At 41.0% G+C, this 17973-nt stretch carries 13 protein-coding genes; all 13 read left to right on the top strand.

Going from position 1 to position 17973, the window contains the following annotated elements:
- Positions 1–114: 114 nt before the first annotated feature.
- The 13 genes from CFT42_RS15080 to glmS all read left to right on the top strand — a co-directional run bounded on the left by CFT42_RS15080 (position 115) and on the right by glmS (position 17954).
- Positions 115–1500 (top strand): immunoglobulin-like domain-containing protein, encoded by a 1386-nt coding sequence (locus tag CFT42_RS15080; protein ID WP_088810954.1) that lies wholly within the window; start codon positions 115–117, stop codon positions 1498–1500.
- Positions 1501–1634: 134 nt separating this feature from the next.
- Positions 1635–3392, top strand: coding sequence for a glycoside hydrolase family 13 protein (locus tag CFT42_RS13465; protein WP_088810955.1), 1758 nt, complete (start codon positions 1635–1637; stop codon positions 3390–3392).
- Positions 3393–3574: 182 nt separating this feature from the next.
- On the top strand, positions 3575–4834 hold the full coding sequence (locus CFT42_RS13460; RefSeq protein ID WP_088810956.1) for an extracellular solute-binding protein: 1260 nt from the start codon (positions 3575–3577) through the stop codon (positions 4832–4834).
- A gap of 65 nt (positions 4835–4899) precedes the next feature.
- Positions 4900–6207: a sugar ABC transporter permease gene (locus CFT42_RS13455; protein WP_088810957.1), complete on the top strand. Its 1308-nt coding sequence runs from the start codon at positions 4900–4902 to the stop codon at positions 6205–6207.
- Positions 6207–7058: a sugar ABC transporter permease gene (locus tag CFT42_RS13450; protein ID WP_088810958.1), complete on the top strand. Its 852-nt coding sequence runs from the start codon at positions 6207–6209 to the stop codon at positions 7056–7058. Before CFT42_RS13455 ends, CFT42_RS13450 begins: the two co-directional genes overlap by 1 nt.
- Positions 7059–7082: 24 nt before the next feature.
- Positions 7083–7883 carry a DUF1189 family protein gene (locus CFT42_RS13445; protein ID WP_088810959.1) on the top strand — a complete coding sequence of 267 codons (801 nt, stop codon included), beginning with the start codon at positions 7083–7085 and terminating at the stop codon, positions 7881–7883.
- A gap of 11 nt (positions 7884–7894) precedes the next feature.
- Positions 7895–10153 (top strand): glycoside hydrolase family 65 protein, encoded by a 2259-nt coding sequence (locus CFT42_RS13440; protein ID WP_088816394.1) that lies wholly within the window; start codon positions 7895–7897, stop codon positions 10151–10153.
- 185 nt (positions 10154–10338) lie between these two features.
- On the top strand, positions 10339–11160 hold the full coding sequence (cdaA, locus tag CFT42_RS13435; RefSeq protein WP_088810961.1) for a diadenylate cyclase CdaA: 822 nt from the start codon (positions 10339–10341) through the stop codon (positions 11158–11160).
- Positions 11157–12497: a CdaR family protein gene (locus CFT42_RS13430; protein WP_088816393.1), complete on the top strand. Its 1341-nt coding sequence runs from the start codon at positions 11157–11159 to the stop codon at positions 12495–12497. Before cdaA ends, CFT42_RS13430 begins: the two co-directional genes overlap by 4 nt.
- Positions 12498–12672: 175 nt before the next feature.
- Positions 12673–14022, top strand: coding sequence for a phosphoglucosamine mutase (gene glmM / locus CFT42_RS13425; protein WP_088816392.1), 1350 nt, complete (start codon positions 12673–12675; stop codon positions 14020–14022).
- Positions 14023–14065: 43 nt separating this feature from the next.
- A complete protein-coding gene (locus CFT42_RS13420) occupies positions 14066–14917 on the top strand; it encodes a hypothetical protein (RefSeq protein ID WP_088816391.1) in 852 nt (283 codons plus the stop codon).
- Between the two features lie 177 nt (positions 14918–15094).
- A complete protein-coding gene (locus CFT42_RS13415; RefSeq protein WP_088816400.1) occupies positions 15095–15706 on the top strand; it encodes a DUF5105 domain-containing protein in 612 nt (203 codons plus the stop codon).
- A 439-nt stretch (positions 15707–16145) separates the two neighbouring features.
- Positions 16146–17954, top strand: coding sequence for a glutamine--fructose-6-phosphate transaminase (isomerizing) (glmS, locus tag CFT42_RS13410; protein WP_088810965.1), 1809 nt, complete (start codon positions 16146–16148; stop codon positions 17952–17954).
- The last annotated feature ends 19 nt before the right edge of the window (positions 17955–17973 follow it).

Below are 17973 nucleotides of genomic sequence, written 5' to 3'. Positions count from 1 at the left end.
TTTTAAGTAAAGTCAAAGCGCGTTATCAATTTTATTCTTTATAATGAAGTTATCTAAAATAGAGGATTTAGCAGTTAAACTTCGGCAACTAAATATAGGAGGCAAATAAACCGGATGAAAAAAAGATATTATCTTGGATTAGTATTTTTTTGCACAACGAGTTTAGTAGCCCTTCCAATTGCGAATCAAGTTTCCGCGGAGACATCTCATGCAGAAAATATAATTCAGACTACGAGCGAAACTGAAAAAACTAATCTTCTAGAAAACACTGAATTTATGAATACAACAGGGTGGACAGGTTGGCGAAAAGAAGGGGAAGACAAGGTAAAACAAAGCTTTATTGGTATTAACTTTAACCAAGACGGCTCTATGAAAATGATTCCAGAAACATTGCGAAAGGATGGGGTTTATGAAAATCATCATTTGCAGCAAACTTTTGAGACAGAGCCAGGAAAAGTATATGAATTAAAGGCTGACGCCGAGAATATAAATATTCAATTTGTCGATGGTGGAATTTATGCACCCAATACGACGCCAACTATTATTCCACAAGAAACGAAAGACGGTAAAATTCAATTTAGAGCTATGTCGGAAGAAACAACGATTAATATCACTACTGAAGGGACAGGGAGCTCATTGGAAGGTACGGTATCAAATTTAAGTGTAACCCGAGCAGACGTGGCGCCTATAACTGTCAATCCGGTGAATAGCAGTAGTACTGAAATAACTGGAACTGGTGAACCAGGTGAAACGGTGATACTCACACCAGCACCTAGCTCTAAAGAAACCTTTTCAAGTGAATATGCAGAAATGGAGTCATGGCAAAAATCAAGTCAATCGGAAGCGAGAGCAACCGTTGATGAAAGTGGTCATTTTTCGATGATGCTACCATCGAAACTCCCGGCAAATTTTAGCTTTTATGTTAATTATGCAGCGTTTAGTGATGATGGAAGTGTTACCCCGCTAGATGTAAATGGCGATGGTTCGGTTGAGACATCTCCTCTAGTGACGGTTATTCAAAACGAAGCCCCTGTTATTTCAGGTGTAGAGGATGAAACAGTAGCTTCTGGAAGCGAAATCAACTTGAAAGAGAATGTGACAGCTTATGATAAAGAAGATGGTGATTTGACGGACAAAATTGAGATTAGCGAAGCTGTCGATACCTCAAAAGCAGGAGATTATGTCGTCCAATATAAAGTATCAGATAATGATAAGAATGTGACAACGGCAACGAGTGAAGTTCATGTTGTAGATTCGGCTCAGGCGGATAAAGAAGGTTCTAAGCCAGAAGAGGTAACCGAAGAGAATTCGAAAAAGCAAGCGACCTATTCCAGTGAAAATACAAGCCCAAATAATGAAAGCCCCCTAAGTGATAGCGATGCGCAGGAGGAAACAAACCTTACATTACCTCAAACGGGTGACGACAAGGAAGGCGCTTATGTTTTGGCAGGAGCTGCATTTGTCTACGGTGCGTGGAAGCTTTCTAGAAGAAAATTATAGTATACGAAATACGCCTACCTTTTATTTAAAAAGTTAGGTGTATTTTTTTGTTACCGTTAACGAGGAAAAAAAGATTGCGAGCGGTTACATTGTTTGCTAACGTTGGGGTAGAAAATAAAAAGGAGGACGTATTAGTGGAAAAAGCTGCAATTTATCATCAACCGGCAAGTCACTATGCATTTAGTTATGATGGTTTTGATTTACATATCCGCATTCGGGCAAAAAAGGACGATATTAAAAAGGTTACGCTAATTTGTGCAGATCCGTATGATTATGAAAACGAGAAATGGATGAGCGAGCGCCTTGAAATGAAAAAAATCGCCACGACGGAAGAGCACGACTATTTTGCTTTTGTATTAAAACCGGAGCGTAGACGTGTGCAATATGGTTTTATTCTAGAGGATTTCGAAGGAGATACAATATTTTACGGCGGACGTGGTTTTTTTGAAGATACGCTCGTTAATTTGAACACGATGGACTATTATTTTAAATTTCCATTCATTCATGAGGTGGATACTTTTAAAGCGCCGGAGTGGGTTAAAAACACTATCTGGTACCAAATTTTCCCAGAACGGTTTGCAAACGGAGAGCCAAGTTTATCACCAGAAAATGCACTTCCTTGGGGCAGTAAGGACCCAAGCACGACCGACTTTTTTGGCGGTGATTTAGTGGGGATAATCGAGCACTTAGATTATTTGGAAAATCTCGGAATTAACGGGATTTATATGACGCCGATTTTTGAGGCGCCTACGAATCACAAGTACGATACACTCGACTATATGAAAATTGATCCGCATTTTGGCGATAAAGAAACGTTCAGAAAGCTTGTTGATGAAGCGCATAAACGCGGGATAAAAGTGATGCTTGATGCTGTCTTTAACCACATTGGGGATACGAGTGAAATGTGGCAAGATGTCGTTCAAAATGAGGAGAAATCGCGCTATAAAGACTGGTTCCACGTGCATAGTTTTCCAGTTCGTTACGGAGAAAATGGGAATGTGGAGAATGCGACGTCGATTTCATATGATACCTTCGCCTTTACTACACACATGCCAAAATTAAATACGAGTCATCCAGACGTGCAAAAATACTTACTTGATATTGCGGCTTACTGGATTCGTGAGTTTGATATTGACGGCTGGCGCCTTGATGTTGCGAACGAAGTCGACCATGCTTTTTGGAAAAAATTCCGCCAAGTGGTGCGAAACGAAAAAGAAGATGTGTATATTTTAGGTGAAATTTGGCATGATTCGTGGATTTGGTTACTTGGCGATGAATTTGATGCGGTGATGAACTATCCGTTCACACAAACAATTATTGAAAACTTTATTGAAAATAAAATTTCGCCTGAGAAGATGGTTGCAAGTATTAATGAGCAATATATGCGCTATCCGAAACAAGTGAGCGAAGTCATGTTTAATATGCTTGACAGTCATGATACGGCGCGAATTTTAACGCGAGCAGATGGAAATAAAGATAAAGTAAAACAGGCACTTGCGTTCATGTTTGCCCACACAGGTTCACCGTGCATTTATTACGGAACGGAAATCGGCATGGACGGCGCGAACGATCCGCTGTGCAGAAAATGTATGGTTTGGGAAGAAGCGCAACAAGATTTAGAGATGTTGGCCTTTACAAAACGGTTAATTGCGATTCGAAAAGAGTATCAAGCACTCATTTCACGCGGCGAACTGATTTGGGATATTAGTCGTGTTCAGGAAGGCTTGGTTATTTTTAAACGCGAACTAGACGGAGAAGCGCTCACCTTTATTTTTAACCAAGCAAAAGAAGAGAAAGCAGTGCGCGTGGAAGCGGGCGTTGACGTTTTTCACGATGAGAAGTTGGGTGCGGAAGTTATCGTGCCAAAAGAAGGTTTCCGGATTGTGAAATAGGAAGCAGGTTTTGGAAACGAGTTTGCGTATTTTTCACAAATAAGTTTCCGAAATTCTGTTATCGGTAACATGAAAATTTGTGTTGAAAACGTTTTCTTGAAGAGGATATAATACATGTAAGGTTAACCTAGTTTTACAAAGAAGCGTCAAACTGATTTTTTAAATTTGAGGAGGAAAAGGTAATGGATTTGAAAAAGAAACTTGGTGTTTTAGGACTGGCAACTGGTCTTGTTCTAAGTCTAGCAGCATGTGGCGGGGGAGCATCTGATGATAAAGCAAGTGGTGGGGATACGAAAACATTAACTGTTTCAGTTGATAGCGGCTACAAAAAATATATAGACTCGATAAAAGGCGATTTTGAGAAAGAAAATGATGCGAAAATCAAAATTGTTGAAAAAGATATGTTTGAACAATTAGAGGCGCTGCCACTTGATGGGCCAGCTGGAACGGCACCAGACGTTATGATGTCTGCTTATGACCGAATCGGGGGACTTGGACAACAAGGGCACTTGGCGGAAGTGAAACTAGGAAATAAAGATCAATATGATGAAAAAGATGCAAAACAAGTCACAATAGACGGAAAAATATACGGAGCACCAGCGATTATTGAAACGGTTGTGCTTTATTATAATAAAGACTTGTTAGATAAGGCGCCTGAAACATTTGGCGATTTAGAAAACATCTCGAAAGACGCGCGATTTGATTTTAGTTCAGAAAAAGGTAAAAATATTGGTTTCTTAGCGAAATGGACTGATTTCTACTTCTCTTATGGACTTTTAGCTGGATACGGTGGCTATGTTTTTGGTGATGATGGTACGAATCCACAAGATATTGGTTTAAATAATAAAGGCTCTGTAGAAGGTATTACTTACGCTACGAAATGGTTCCAAGATGTATGGCCAAAAGGAATGCAAGATAATAAGAGTGCCGATGACTTTATTCAAGACCAATTTGTTAAAGGGAAAACAGCGGCAATCATTGGTGGTCCTTGGTCGGCAGCAAACTACAAAGAAGCGAAATTAAATTACGGGGTTGCTAAAATTCCAACGCTTCCAAATGGCAAAGAATACTCGCCGTTTGCAGGTGGTAAAGGCTGGGTGATTAGCAACTACTCGAAAAACAAAGATTTAGCACAAAAATTCTTAGATTATGTAACAAATGAAAAAAATCAATCTACACTTTATGATTTAACAAATGAAGTACCAGCAAATACTGCGGCAAGAAAAGCTGCTCTTGATAAAAATGATGAATTAACCAATGCAGTTATCGAACAATATGAAAATGCGCAACCTATGCCAAATATTCCAGAGATGGCTGAAGTTTGGACAGGGGCAGAAAACTTAATGTTTGATGCAGCTTCTGGCAAGAAAACACCTCAAAAATCAGCAGATGATGCTGTAAAAGTAATTGAAGATAACATTTCACAAAAATACACGAAATAAAATGACGTCTGGGAAAGCTGCCACGCTTTCCCAGACGGACTATAAAGAAGTGAGAGGGTCACAAAATGGATATCGAACAAAAGGAAATAAAAAATGTCCGTAAAGCGACTTTGTTATCAATCATTCCCGGTCTAGGCCAGTTTTATAATAAGCAAAATTTTAAAGGAATCATCTTTTTACTTATTTTCGTTTTGTTTGTCATAGAGCTTGTCATGTTCGGTTTTCGAGCTTTATATAATTTGATTACGCTTGGATCTATTCCTGGTGTCGATCATTCGCTCTTTCTCTTGATTGAAGGCACGTTGCAACTCATTATCACAATGATTTTTATTGGCTTTTACATACTTAATTTATACGATGCAAATCGAGTAGCCAAACAGTGGAACCTCGGTGAAAGTGTCAATGTTAGCACAAAAGCCATCTTAAAAAATATGGTGGATAAAGGCTTTCCATATCTCTTTACGATGCCAGCTTATATTGTGATGACATTTGTTATCATTTTCCCCGTACTAGTTACACTTTTCATGGCATTCACGAATTACGATTTTTACCATATCCCACCAGCGAATCTAATCGACTGGGTAGGGTTTAAAAACTTCTTTAATATTTTCTTCTTGAGCGCTTACCGCGACACATTCCTAAGCGTGTTCTCATGGACGATTGTTTGGACACTTTGTGCGACCACGTTACAAATCGTGATAGGTGTATTCACCGCAATCGTTGCCAACCAAAGCTTTATTAAAGGAAAACGCCTTTTTGGTGTTATCTTCCTATTACCATGGGCGGTTCCGGCTTTCATTACGATTATGAGTTTTTCAAACATGTTTAATGACAGCATTGGCGCGATTAATTCGCAAGTCATTCCGCTACTCAATCATTTGCCATTTGTTGATATTGGCGCCATTTCATGGAAGACGGATCCATTTTGGACAAAGGTAGCCCTCATTTCTATCCAAGGATGGCTCGGTTTCCCGTACATTTACGTGATGGTGACAGGCGTCTTGCAAGCTATTCCGGGCGAGCTCTACGAAGCGGCGCGAATTGACGGCGCAAGCGCGATGGCGCGTTTTAGAAAGATTACGCTGCCGATGATTTTATTTGTCACGGCACCCGTTTTTATTACGCAGTACACGTTTAATTTTAACAATTTCTCAATTATATACCTCTTTAATGAAGGGGGACCAGGCAGTGTCGGTGGTGGTGCCGGCTCGACCGATATTTTAATTTCATGGATTTACAAACTTACGACGGGGACGTCCCCGCAATATGCACTGGCAGCGGCTGTGACGCTTATTATTTCAGCGATTGTCATCGGGGTTTCCATGATTGCCTTTAAGAAAACCAACGCATTCGGAAATGAGGAGATGATGTAATGAAAGCATTTTTTAAAGATCAACGCACAACGAACTTTTTAACGAAGTTTTTCACGTATTTGTTTTTACTCGCGCTTTCTGTCGTTATCCTTTATCCAATCTTGATTACAGCATCCTCAGCGTTTAAACCGGGCAACATTGCGGCCTTCTCACTCGAATGGTCGGACGACTGGACGCTAAATAATTTTGTGCGTCTGTTTAATGAAACACTTTACCTCGATTGGTATAAAAACACGCTAATTATTGCGACGTTCACAATGATTTTGCAGGTTACAATCGTCACATTTGCCGGCTACACGTATAGCAGATACCGTTTTAAAGGGCGTAAAAACAGCCTCGTATTCTTTTTAATCATTCAAATGGTGCCAACAATGGCGGCGCTAACTGCTTTTTACGTGCTAGCGATGCTCCTTGGGGCGCTTGATCACTACTGGTTCCTAACGCTTATTTATATCGGCGGCGGGATTCCGATGAACACGTGGCTCATGAAAGGCTACTTCGACACCGTCCCGCGCGATTTGGACGAATCGGCAAAACTAGACGGGGCCGGGCATTTCCGGATTTTCGGGCAAATTATTTTGCCGCTCGTAAGGCCGATGATTGCCGTTCAAGCGCTGTGGGCATTCATGGGACCGTTTGGCGACTTCCTACTCGCGAAATTTTTACTACGCACGCCAGAAAACTTAACGATTGCGGTCGGTTTGCAAAGCTTCATTTCAAACCCGCAGCAACAAAAAGTGGCGCTGTTCGCGGCCGGAGCCATACTTGCGGCACTGCCAATTTGTCTCCTTTTCTTCTTCTTGCAAAAAAACTTTGTTTCTGGTTTGACGGCAGGCGGTACGAAAGGGTAATCATTTTTTGAAAGGAGTCCTAAAATGAAAAAGCAAACCTTCCCGGAACTATATTTTCCAAATATTTGGAGCCCTAAGCGGATTTTTGCAGCCCGAAAAAACCTTTCGTGGTTGAAAATGATTTTTTGCTTCATTTTGCTGAATGCGCTACTTCTGATACCAATTTCGCTCCACCAAGCGAAGCAAAATGACTTTGAAATTCTGAAATGGACGAGCGGTTTAGATGCGCTTGCGACAAATCAGGCGGCTAGTCAGTTTGACGGGCTTAAAATTGCAGACGGAAAACTAGTGAATGCAAGCGAAATGATTTTTCAAGACGACGCTTCTGTGTCTGGCGTTTTCGTCCCAAAAGAAACGTTTGATACGGCTAAAAATGCCATTTCATTTGGTGAAACCCGTTTAGACTTAAAAGATGCGTCAGGCTACCAGTTTTCCCTAGCCTATCCGGAATCTGGCGTCGTGACAAACTTGGAAGAGTTTATTAACACGACTTGGTACGCGCAGTACAAACCGATAGTATTTCTAGGAATGGTTTTCGTTTTAGGAACGCTAACGCTCGTGAGCTCGCTCATGCTCGTACTTTTTAGTGCCATTTGCTTGGCGCTCACGAAAAAGAGCTCTTTTTCAAAAATCAATTCGTTTAAAGAAGCGATGAATTTATCACTGAATGCAATTGGGCTACCAACGCTCATCGCGACCATTTTCGGTTTCATTTATTTTGATATTACAGTAATGATTGGGATTCAGTCACTCGGTGCGGTCTTACTCATTGCAATGACATTTTTAAAAACCCGTTTTTACAAAGAAGATGTGAGGTTAGTTTAGGAGGATTTAGCATGAGGCAACGATTATTCGAGATAGACGCATGGAAACTGAAAACGAAAGAATTAAATAAAGAACAAAAACGTTTGCAGGAAAGTTTAACATCGCTTGGAAATGGCTACATGGGCATGCGTGGCAATTTTGAAGAAGGGTATTCAGGCGACACACACCAAGGCACTTATATTGCAGGTGTTTGGTTCCCAGATAAAACGCGCGTCGGTTGGTGGAAAAACGGTTATCCAGATTATTTCGGAAAAGTTATTAACGCACTTAATTTTATCGGCATTGAAGTGCTAATTGATGGGGAGAAACTGGATTTATACACGGATACATTAATCGATTTTGATATGAAACTTGATATGCAAAAAGGGATTTTGACGCGGCAATTCACCGTACTAAAAAATGAGAAGCGCTACGAAATTCGCGCCACTCGATTTTTGAGCATTCAAACGCGCGAACTCGCGGTTATAACGTACACGGTTACAGCACTAGACGGCGACGCAGAACTTGTTTTAGCGCCATTTTTAGACGGAGAAGTCCACAATGAAGATGCCAACTATGACGAAATGTTTTGGGAAGCTGTCCATGTGACGGAAAATTCATTAACCACACGGACTATCCCAAATGCATTTGATACGGAACGTTTTACGATTCATGCGTTGATGGAAAATAAAATTTCGGGTGAAGTTTTGGCGGAAACAGAACACTCAAGCGCGCTTTATACCGAAAAAAGGTTTAAGGTTTTAGCGAAGCAGAATGTAGCCGTCACCCTTGAAAAGCGTGTAATCATCACAACTTCGCGGGATACAACTGACTTGGAGCAACACGCGCAAGCGATTTTAGCGAGCGAAGCGGCGAAAACGTTTGAAAATCTGTTCGATGAGCAAGTCGCAGCATGGGGCGAACGTTGGAATAAAGCCGATGTGGTGATATCGGGAGACGATTCTGTGCAACAAGGAATTCGTTTCAACATTTTCCAATTGTTTTCCACATACTACGGCGAAGATGCCCGTTTAAACATCGGTCCAAAAGGCTTCACAGGAGAAAAATACGGTGGTGCAACGTATTGGGACACAGAAGCGTTTGCGCTCCCAATGTATTTGGCACTAACGAGCGAAGAAGTGCCGCGCAACCTTCTGAAATACCGTTTTAACCAACTCGAACAAGCGAAACAAAACGCGCGAAAAATCGGTTTAGACGGCGCACTCTATCCGATGGTCACCTTCACCGGAATTGAATGCCACAACGAATGGGAAATCACATTCGAAGAAATCCATCGAAACGGCACAATTGCGTACGCGATATACAACTATGTGACCTATACGGGAGACAAAAACTATCTCGCCGAATACGGCCTTGACGTTTTAGTTGAAATTAGCCGCTTCTTTGCAGATCGTGTTCACCTATCCGACCGTTTAAGCAAATATATGATTCACGGCGTGACCGGACCAAATGAATATGAAAATAACGTCAACAATAACTGGTTCACCAACTACATGGCAAGTTGGACGCTACAATTTACGTTGCAACACGTAGATGCAGAAGCGGCAGAGCGCCTGCATATTAGCAAGCAAGAACTTGAAAAATGGCAAGACATCGTCAAACGCATGTATTTCCCGTACGATGAAAAGTGGCAAATCTTTATTCAACATGACACCTTCCTAGACAAGGAACTACGCGCAACCGACACGCTCAAAGATACCGATCTGCCTTTAAATCAAAATTGGTCTTGGGATAAAATCTTGCGCTCCTGCTTTATCAAGCAGGCGGACGTGCTACAAGGCATATACTATTTCCCGAATCAATTTGATTTCGACACCAAACAGCGTAACTTCGAGTTTTATGAGCCGCTAACCGTCCATGAATCTAGCTTGTCGCCGGCGATTCACGCCGTCCTCGCGTCTGAAATTGGCAAGTACGACAAAGCCGTCGAGATGTACGAACGGACAGCGCGCCTCGATTTAGATAACTACAACAACGACACAGAAGACGGCCTGCACATCACTTCAATGGCCGGCAGCTGGCTCGCCATCGTACAAGGATTTGCGGGCATGCGCACAACGCAAGAAAAACTAGAATTCGCTCCTTTCTTGCCAAAAACATGGAATGATTATGCCTTCAAAATTAATTACCGCCATACACTCGTTCAAGTTCGCGTAGAAAAGGACCAAGTAACCTTAAAACTCCTTGCGGGAGATGAAATTCCAGTTTTCGTTTACGGTGTTCAATACTTGCTCACATCTACAACAGAATTAAAAGTCGCATACCAATAAGAAAAAAGCTTTGCTAGAAATCTGGCAAAGCTTTTTTCTTATAAAAATCTTTAACAAACTGCCTTTTTGATTTCTTTTTATGGCTGTATACTTATGCTATAATGAAACTTATGAAAGAACAGTGTTCGAACTGTTGATAAAAACTAGCACAGATACTAAGTTGCTGTAGTAATGGAGGCGAAAAGATGAGCTTTGCGAACATTCCACTTTTACAATATTTAGCTAACATTGTAGATATACTTGTTGTTTGGTTTGTCATTTATAAATTAATTATGCTTGTCCGCGGAACAAAAGCGGTACAGCTTCTAAAAGGTATTTTTATTATCATCGTTGTGAAAGTGGCAAGTAGCTTCCTGCATTTGCAAACGGTTGAATGGATTACCGATCAAGCGTTAACATGGGGTTTTCTTGCGATTATCATTATTTTTCAACCGGAATTACGTCGCGCGCTTGAATCACTCGGGCGGGGGAATATTTTTATCCGACTCGGTTCGAGAATCGAGAAAGAGCAACACAATTTGGTTGACTCCATTATGAAATCAACGAAATACATGGCAAGGCGCCGAATCGGCGCGCTCATTTCCATTGCGAAAGATACGGGCATGGAAGATTATATTGAAACAGGGATACCGCTTCATGCGAATATTTCTTCCCAACTTTTAATCAATATTTTTATTCCGAATACGCCGCTTCATGACGGTGCAGTCATCATTCGTGGAAATGAAATTGCTTCTGCGGCAAGTTACTTGCCGCTATCTGATAGCCCCTTTTTATCCAAAGAGCTTGGAACAAGACACCGGGCAGCACTTGGAATTAGTGAGGTAACGGACAGTTTAACGATTGTCGTGTCGGAGGAAACGGGTGGCATTTCTGTAACGAAAAATGGCGAATTGTTCCGTGAAGTGTCAGAGGAACGGCTACAAGAAATTTTGGAAAAAGAATTAGTGACGCAAGTGGAAGCGAAAAAATCCTTCTTTTCACGTTTGAAAGGGGGGCATAAAAAATGATGGATCGCATTTTAAATAATAAATGGTCAATTCGTATTCTTTCACTCGTTTTAGCCGCCATTTTATTTACGTCGGTTACGTCTGAAAATAATGCGGGCGATGGCTCTTTTCAAACGGCTTCTCAGATGGATACGGAAACAATTCAAAATGTTCCAGTTGAGGTTTATTACGACAAAGAAAACCTGTATGTTTCTGGCGTGCCAGACACGGTAACAGTAACGCTTTCTGGACCTAGAAGTATCGTGCAAAATGCGCGCGCACAACAAGATTTTAAAGTATACGCCGATCTAAGAAATGCCAAAATTGGTGAACAAACGGTGGAATTCCAAGTGAAAGATATTTCGGAACGCTTAAAAGTGACAATTAGTCCTGAATCTGCGAAAGTCAATGTCCAAGAAAAAGTAACGAAGAAATTTTCTGTTGATGCAGAGATTGGTAACTCGGTTATTGCAGACGGCTATGAGGCAGGTACACCAAAAGTAGATCCAGGCAAAGTGTCCATTACAGGGGCAAAAGATACGATTGAACAAATTGCTTACGTGAAAGCAAACGTTGAGACAAGTTCAGCGCATAAGGAAGATTTTACAGCGAAAGCTACGGTTTCTGCTTTTGACAATAATTTAAACAAACTAGATGTTGAAATTAGTCCTGAAAAAGTAGATGTTTCAGTTCCGGTAGAAAAAGTTGGTAAATCGGTGCCGCTAAAAATTAATCAAACCGGGACGCCTAGTGAGGACATTACGATTTCGAGCATAACGCCTGAAACGAAGGAAGTCGTGGTCGAAGGTGATGCAGATGTGCTCGCTAAAATTGATGAAATTAGTGTGAATGTAAATGTAAGTAACATTACGGCGGATACGGTACAAGAAGTGACAATTCCTGTTCCAAATGGTGCGAAATCTGTTCAACCGCAGACTGTCGAGGTGCGAATTAAGACGGTAAAAAAGTCGAATGATGATTCAAACGCTAATCAAAATGAGCCAGATTCAAATGATGACAATCCAAACTCAGATGACGGAACAGACGGGGATCAAACGGTTTCAAAGACTTTCCAGAGTTTAGACGTCTTTACAAGAGGCTTACCGTCCACCTACACGGCACAAATGATTACGCCAACTAATGGAAAAGTTAACGTAACTTTAAGCGGTCCGAGAAGTACCATCAATCAAATTAGTGCATCAAGTATTACCGCAGTAGCGGATTTATCTAACGCAAAAGAAGGCGAATATAGCACTAGAATTCAAGTGAATAATCTGCCTAATAAAGTGAGTTATAAACTTTCGGTAAGCACTGCTGACTTTTTAATTAAGCTAAAAGAAACGGCTGCTGTAAGCTGACAAATGGCATCTAAAGCTATGTTTTTCTTGAGAAGATGAAATTTTTAACAAAAAAAGGTATAATAGAACTTGCATTGTCTTTTGCATAGAAATGAAATAATTGACGAATGGAGCAGAAATCAATCTGCTGCTAGAAATGTAATCCAATGTTTTGATACAGAAGGAGAGAATTATAATGGGAAAATATTTTGGAACGGACGGAGTTCGCGGCGTAGCTAATCAGGAATTATCACCAGAACTTGCTTTCCGCTTAGGACGCATGGGGGGCTACGTTCTAACCAAACATGTGGGAGAACACCCAAGAGTATTGGTAGGAAGAGACACACGTATTTCTGGGGAAATGTTAGAATCTGCACTTATTGCAGGACTTGTTTCTGTAGGAATTGAAGTCATGCGTTTAGGTGTTATTTCAACACCAGGAGTTGCTTACTTAACACGTGCACAAGGTGCTTCAGCCAGTGTCATGATTTCCGCATCACATAACCCAGTTGAAGATAACGGCATTAAATTCTTCGGCTCAGATGGCTTCAAGCTGTCCGATGACCAAGAACTTGAAATCGAAGAACTACTTGATCAAGTAAAAGATGAGCTTCCGCGCCCGAGTTCTGACGGATTAGGAACAGTGAGCGATTATTTGGAAGGAAAGCAAAAGTATTTACAATTCTTGAAGCAAACGGTTGACCAAGACTTTTCAGGTGTCCTTGTAGCCCTGGACTGTGCAAACGGAGCCACATCTAGTTTAGCGAACCATTTGTTCGCAGATTTAGAAGCAGAAACGGTTTCAATGGGTGCCTCGCCAAACGGTTTAAACATTAATGACGGCGTCGGCTCAACACATCCAGAAAGTTTAGCTGCATTTGTAAAAGAAAAAGAAGCAAATGTTGGCTTAGCATTCGACGGTGATGGCGACCGCGTCATTGCAATTGATGAGAACGGCGAAATTGTCGATGGCGACAAAATCATGTTTATTTGTGCTAAATATTTAAATGAACATGACTCGCTCAACCAAAATACAGTTGTCTCAACGGTTATGAGTAACCTAGGTTTCTATAAAGGATTAAAGGAATTGAATATCGCGGATGTGCAAACGGCTGTTGGTGACCGTTACGTCGTCGAAGCCATGCGCGCTGGTGATTATAATCTTGGCGGGGAACAATCCGGTCATATCATTTTCCTTGACCATAATACAACGGGGGATGGTTTATTATCAGGCATTCAACTTATCAACGTGATGAAAGCAACAGGTAAGAAATTATCGGAACTTGCTAGTGAGATGCAAACTTTCCCGCAAAAATTAGTGAACATTCGTGTGACAGATAAAAATGCGGTAGAAGAAAATCCTAAAGTAAGCGAAGCAATTCGTCTCGTTGAAAACGATATGGGAGATAACGGACGCGTTTTAGTTCGTCCTTCAGGAACAGAACCACTTGTTCGCGTAATGGTCGAAGCCGAAACAACCGAAAAAACTGAAGCTTATTGCGAACAAATTGCAAGTGTTGTTCGCACAGAAATGGGCTTAAACTAAGTAACCTAAAAATCCCGTTATCGATTGCGATGACGGGATTTTTATGAAAGAAAGGATTTTTTTGTTGCAAAAATTACGTCAAGTGGCTGCAAGTTTCACAATCATGATTGGTTTCGCCCAACTATATAGCTTTTCTAGTGCCGTGTACGGCTATTTCATGAGCGACGCTGGAGATTATAACTTTGTGTGGAATTACTGGATTATTGGCCTATTTGCGCTACTCCTAATTGTGAGCGGAGCCGTCATGATTCAAAATGATATTTTCCGTTTAGCAGTAGCTGTCGTTCTACTAGCCTACACAGCGTTCCAAGCATTCTCAGTTTATTTTTACCAAATTCAACCTCTACTTGATAAAACAGAAGATATTCAAGGGCCATTTAATTACACCAATTCCATCTTGGCTGTCATTAGTCTCGTACTATTTTTTATCTTTATTTTTAACAAAAAAGGGCAACTTAGTACAGAGCTCAATCAAAATGAAAATTGGAAACGAAAATGGCTGATTACAAGTATTGTCTTTTTAGTAGCAAGTGCAGGGCTCGCGATTTGGCTAGCGGTCATTATTATTCAACATTTTCAAAACCCTAAAGCGAGTGATGCATACATTTTTACAAATGACTTTGATGCACTGTTTGCTTGTGTAAGCGCACTTCTCTTACTGATAGCGGCAACATCGAGCTTAAAACGAGGCTCTTACTTCATGGCTGGAATCGTGCTCGGAATCGGTTTTTTATATTTGGTCAACTATACTTGGTTCGAACAATGGATGACTTTTGCGATAAAAAACGGGTATGACCTTGCCAAAAATGAAAATCGCTTATTCGGCATCCAATTTGTTGTGGGTGTTTCCAGTTTTCTTTCAGGAATATTGATTTTGATTGGAAGAAAACGTTAAAAGTTCCGTTTTTTTGAAGTAAAACTACTTATTCTGTGTCTAATAAGTGAATTTTGTCACAAATCTATTGTGACTTTGCTTGAAAATGATATACTGAACTAGAAAGTATATTATTGAATTTAGGGAGGAATTGTTTTGAAGAAAAAGGGTATTGTTAGCTTAATTTTAATTTTCGTAATGTCCATCTTTTTAACAGCATGTGGAAATGACCGTGTAGAGCCTAAGGAAGCAGCAGAAATTACTGTTAACGCGCTTGTGTACGGAAAAGACACAGACAAAGTAAAAGACGTTTATGGGGAAGACGGAACAGACACTGAAAAAGAGTTTGAAAAAGGTTTTAAAGAAAGCTTTACATCAACTTTAGCACGAATGACAGGTAGCGCTCTAGATATCGACAAAGAAGTGGATGACTTATATAGTGCGCTACGCAACCGTGTGAAAGAAAAAGCAACATATACGACAAAAGTAACTAACGACGATAAAGAAAATCCTGAAATTACTTTTTCCGTCAAAGGTCTTGATATGAAGGCCGTTCAACAAGGGTTAACAACGGAATTACAAAAAGAAGTTATAGCGGATCCATCACTAGCTACTGATAAAGATAAACTTGTTAAGAAAATGCTTGAAGTTTATACAGAGCAAATCAAAAAAGCAGATGTCGTATCAACACCAGTAGATGTCAAACTTAAACTTGAAGTTAATTCGAAAGATGAAAGCGAATGGAAAATAAGTAATCAAATTGCCTTTGTCCAAAGTTTAATGAAAGCTTTCTACATGGGTGGTATGTAAAACTAAGAAAAATGGAAATCATAATTGATTTCCATTTTTTTTGATTTCTGGGAATATGTATATACCAATTCCTCTTAATTGGCTTAACAAAATGCTTGACCAACTATACAATTTAGTGTAGAATGATTTTGTTTCCTTGAAAAAAGGAAAGGAGGATCGTTTAAAACTAAATAAAAGCGCCAGAACTAATTGGACGGAACTAGCCGCTAGTGAAACTCTAGCTTGCTATGAAATTAGTTGACGAGGAGGAGATTAATCGAAATTTCGGCGGGAGTCTCCCGGCTGTACATGCAGTCGTTACGCTTTAGCTACAAACCATTTGGGCGACCAGATGAACAGAGCGCTAAAGAGCATGTGTTTTTCTCCAAGGAAACGAAAAATTTTCGGGGAGGGCAAAAATTGGATTCGTCTGCCCTTTTAACTATTGGAGGATAAAAATATGTGTGGAATTGTTGGATTTATTGGAGAAAAAAATGCGAAAGATGTGTTACTAAACGGACTAGAAAAACTAGAATATCGTGGCTACGATTCAGCTGGAATTGCGCTTTTAGACAAAAATAATGTGTATGTTGTGAAGGAAAAAGGTAGAATTGCTGACCTAGCTAAAGCAGTAGCAAACGAGGCATACGGAGAAATCGGAATCGGGCATACGCGCTGGGCAACGCACGGGAAACCGAGTCATGAGAATGCGCATCCGCATCAAAGCCCGTCTGGTCGTTTTACGATGGTGCATAATGGCGTCATTGAAAACTATTCCCTTTTAAAAGAAAACTATTTAAAAGAGGCGACTTTCAAAAGTGACACCGACACAGAAGTTATCGTTCAATTAATTGAGAAATTCGCAAATGAAGGCTTAGCGACGCAAGAAGCGCTTCAGCAAACGCTTGCGCTCCTACAAGGCTCCTATGCGATTAGCTTAATTGACAACAAAGAAAGCCAAACGCTTTATGCAGCTAAAAGTAAAAGTCCGCTTCTAATCGGCAAAGGAAATGGCTTTAATATTATTGCAAGCGATGCGATGGCAGCTTTAAAAGAAACCGACGAGTTCATTGAGATTATGGACGGAGAAATGGTGATTTTAAAACGCTCTAGCATTCAAATCTTAAATCTTGAAGGGGAAGAAATTGAGCGTGCGCCTTACACCGCAACAATCGACGCGACAGACATTGAAAAGGGCACTTACCCACACTATATGTTAAAAGAAATCGATGAGCAACCGGCTGTCACACGCCGCATCATTCAGTCGTATCAAAATGAAGCTGGCGATCTTACCGTGGATGAAGCTATCCTAGACGCGATTTTAGCATCCGACCGCGTGCACATCATTGCGTGCGGCACAAGCTATCATGCTGGCCTAGTTGGAAAAAATCTAATTGAAAAGTTGGCGCACATTCCAGTAGAAGTCCATGTTTCCAGTGAATTTGGTTATAACATGCCACTCCTTTCCGAGCGCCCGCTATTTCTATTTATTACGCAAAGCGGGGAAACGGCGGACAGCCGTCAAGTTCTCGTGAAGGTGAAGAGTATGGGCTATCCAACGCTAACGCTTACGAATGTGGCAGGATCGACACTCGACCGTGAAGCGGACCATGCCATGTATTTGTTCGCCGGTCCCGAAATTGCCGTAGCTTCTACAAAGGCGTATACCGCACAAATCGCGGTTTTAAGTGTGCTGGCGGTTACACTTGGTCGGGCGAAAGGGATTCAAGACGCAAAAGAGTTGAATCTTGCTGCCGAGCTTGGTATCGTAGCGACAGCCATGGAAACGATGGTCACTTCAAAGGAATTAGTTGAACATATTGCAGGTGAGTTTCTCGCAACTACACGGAATGCTTTTTTCCTAGGAAGAAGTGTTGACTATTTTGTCGCGATGGAAGCGGCCTTAAAGCTGAAAGAAATTTCGTATATTCAAGCAGAAGGGTTTGCGAGCGGCGAGCTAAAACACGGAACAATCGCACTTATTGAGGACGAAACGCCTGTTTTAGCGATTATCACGCAGGAAAATATTAATTGGAATATCCGCGGAAATGTCAATGAGGTTTTAGCACGCGGAGCAAATGCTTGCGTATTTGCGATGGAAGGCCTAGAACAGCCTGGAGACCGTCTTGTAATTCCACAAGTCCATCCGTTATTAACTTCACTTGCTAGTGTTATTCCGTGCCAATTGCTCGCTTATTATGCGGCACTCCACCGCGGATGCGATGTGGACAAACCACGTAATTTAGCGAAAAGTGTTACAGTAGAATAAAGCAAAAGGCTTCCAAAAA

This window comes from Listeria goaensis, assembly GCF_900186125.1.
GTDB lineage: Bacteria > Bacillota > Bacilli > Lactobacillales > Listeriaceae > Listeria > Listeria goaensis.
The sequence above is the reverse complement of the archived record's forward strand: the minus strand, read 5'-3'. Positions and strand labels throughout refer to the sequence as shown.

Coding starts and splice junctions, on each gene's coding strand:
- CFT42_RS15080 (WP_088810954.1), top strand. CDS start 115: ATGAAAAAAAGATATTATCTTGGATTAGTATTTTTTTGCACAACGAGT.
- CFT42_RS13460 (WP_088810956.1), top strand. CDS start 3,575: ATGGATTTGAAAAAGAAACTTGGTGTTTTAGGACTGGCAACTGGTCTT.
- CFT42_RS13455 (WP_088810957.1), top strand. CDS start 4,900: ATGGATATCGAACAAAAGGAAATAAAAAATGTCCGTAAAGCGACTTTG.
- CFT42_RS13450 (WP_088810958.1), top strand. CDS start 6,207: ATGAAAGCATTTTTTAAAGATCAACGCACAACGAACTTTTTAACGAAG.
- CFT42_RS13445 (WP_088810959.1), top strand. CDS start 7,083: ATGAAAAAGCAAACCTTCCCGGAACTATATTTTCCAAATATTTGGAGC.
- CFT42_RS13440 (WP_088816394.1), top strand. CDS start 7,895: ATGAGGCAACGATTATTCGAGATAGACGCATGGAAACTGAAAACGAAA.
- cdaA (WP_088810961.1), top strand. CDS start 10,339: ATGAGCTTTGCGAACATTCCACTTTTACAATATTTAGCTAACATTGTA.
- CFT42_RS13430 (WP_088816393.1), top strand. CDS start 11,157: ATGATGGATCGCATTTTAAATAATAAATGGTCAATTCGTATTCTTTCA.
- glmM (WP_088816392.1), top strand. CDS start 12,673: ATGGGAAAATATTTTGGAACGGACGGAGTTCGCGGCGTAGCTAATCAG.
- CFT42_RS13420 (WP_088816391.1), top strand. CDS start 14,066: ATGAAAGAAAGGATTTTTTTGTTGCAAAAATTACGTCAAGTGGCTGCA.
- CFT42_RS13415 (WP_088816400.1), top strand. CDS start 15,095: ATGTCCATCTTTTTAACAGCATGTGGAAATGACCGTGTAGAGCCTAAG.
- glmS (WP_088810965.1), top strand. CDS start 16,146: ATGTGTGGAATTGTTGGATTTATTGGAGAAAAAAATGCGAAAGATGTG.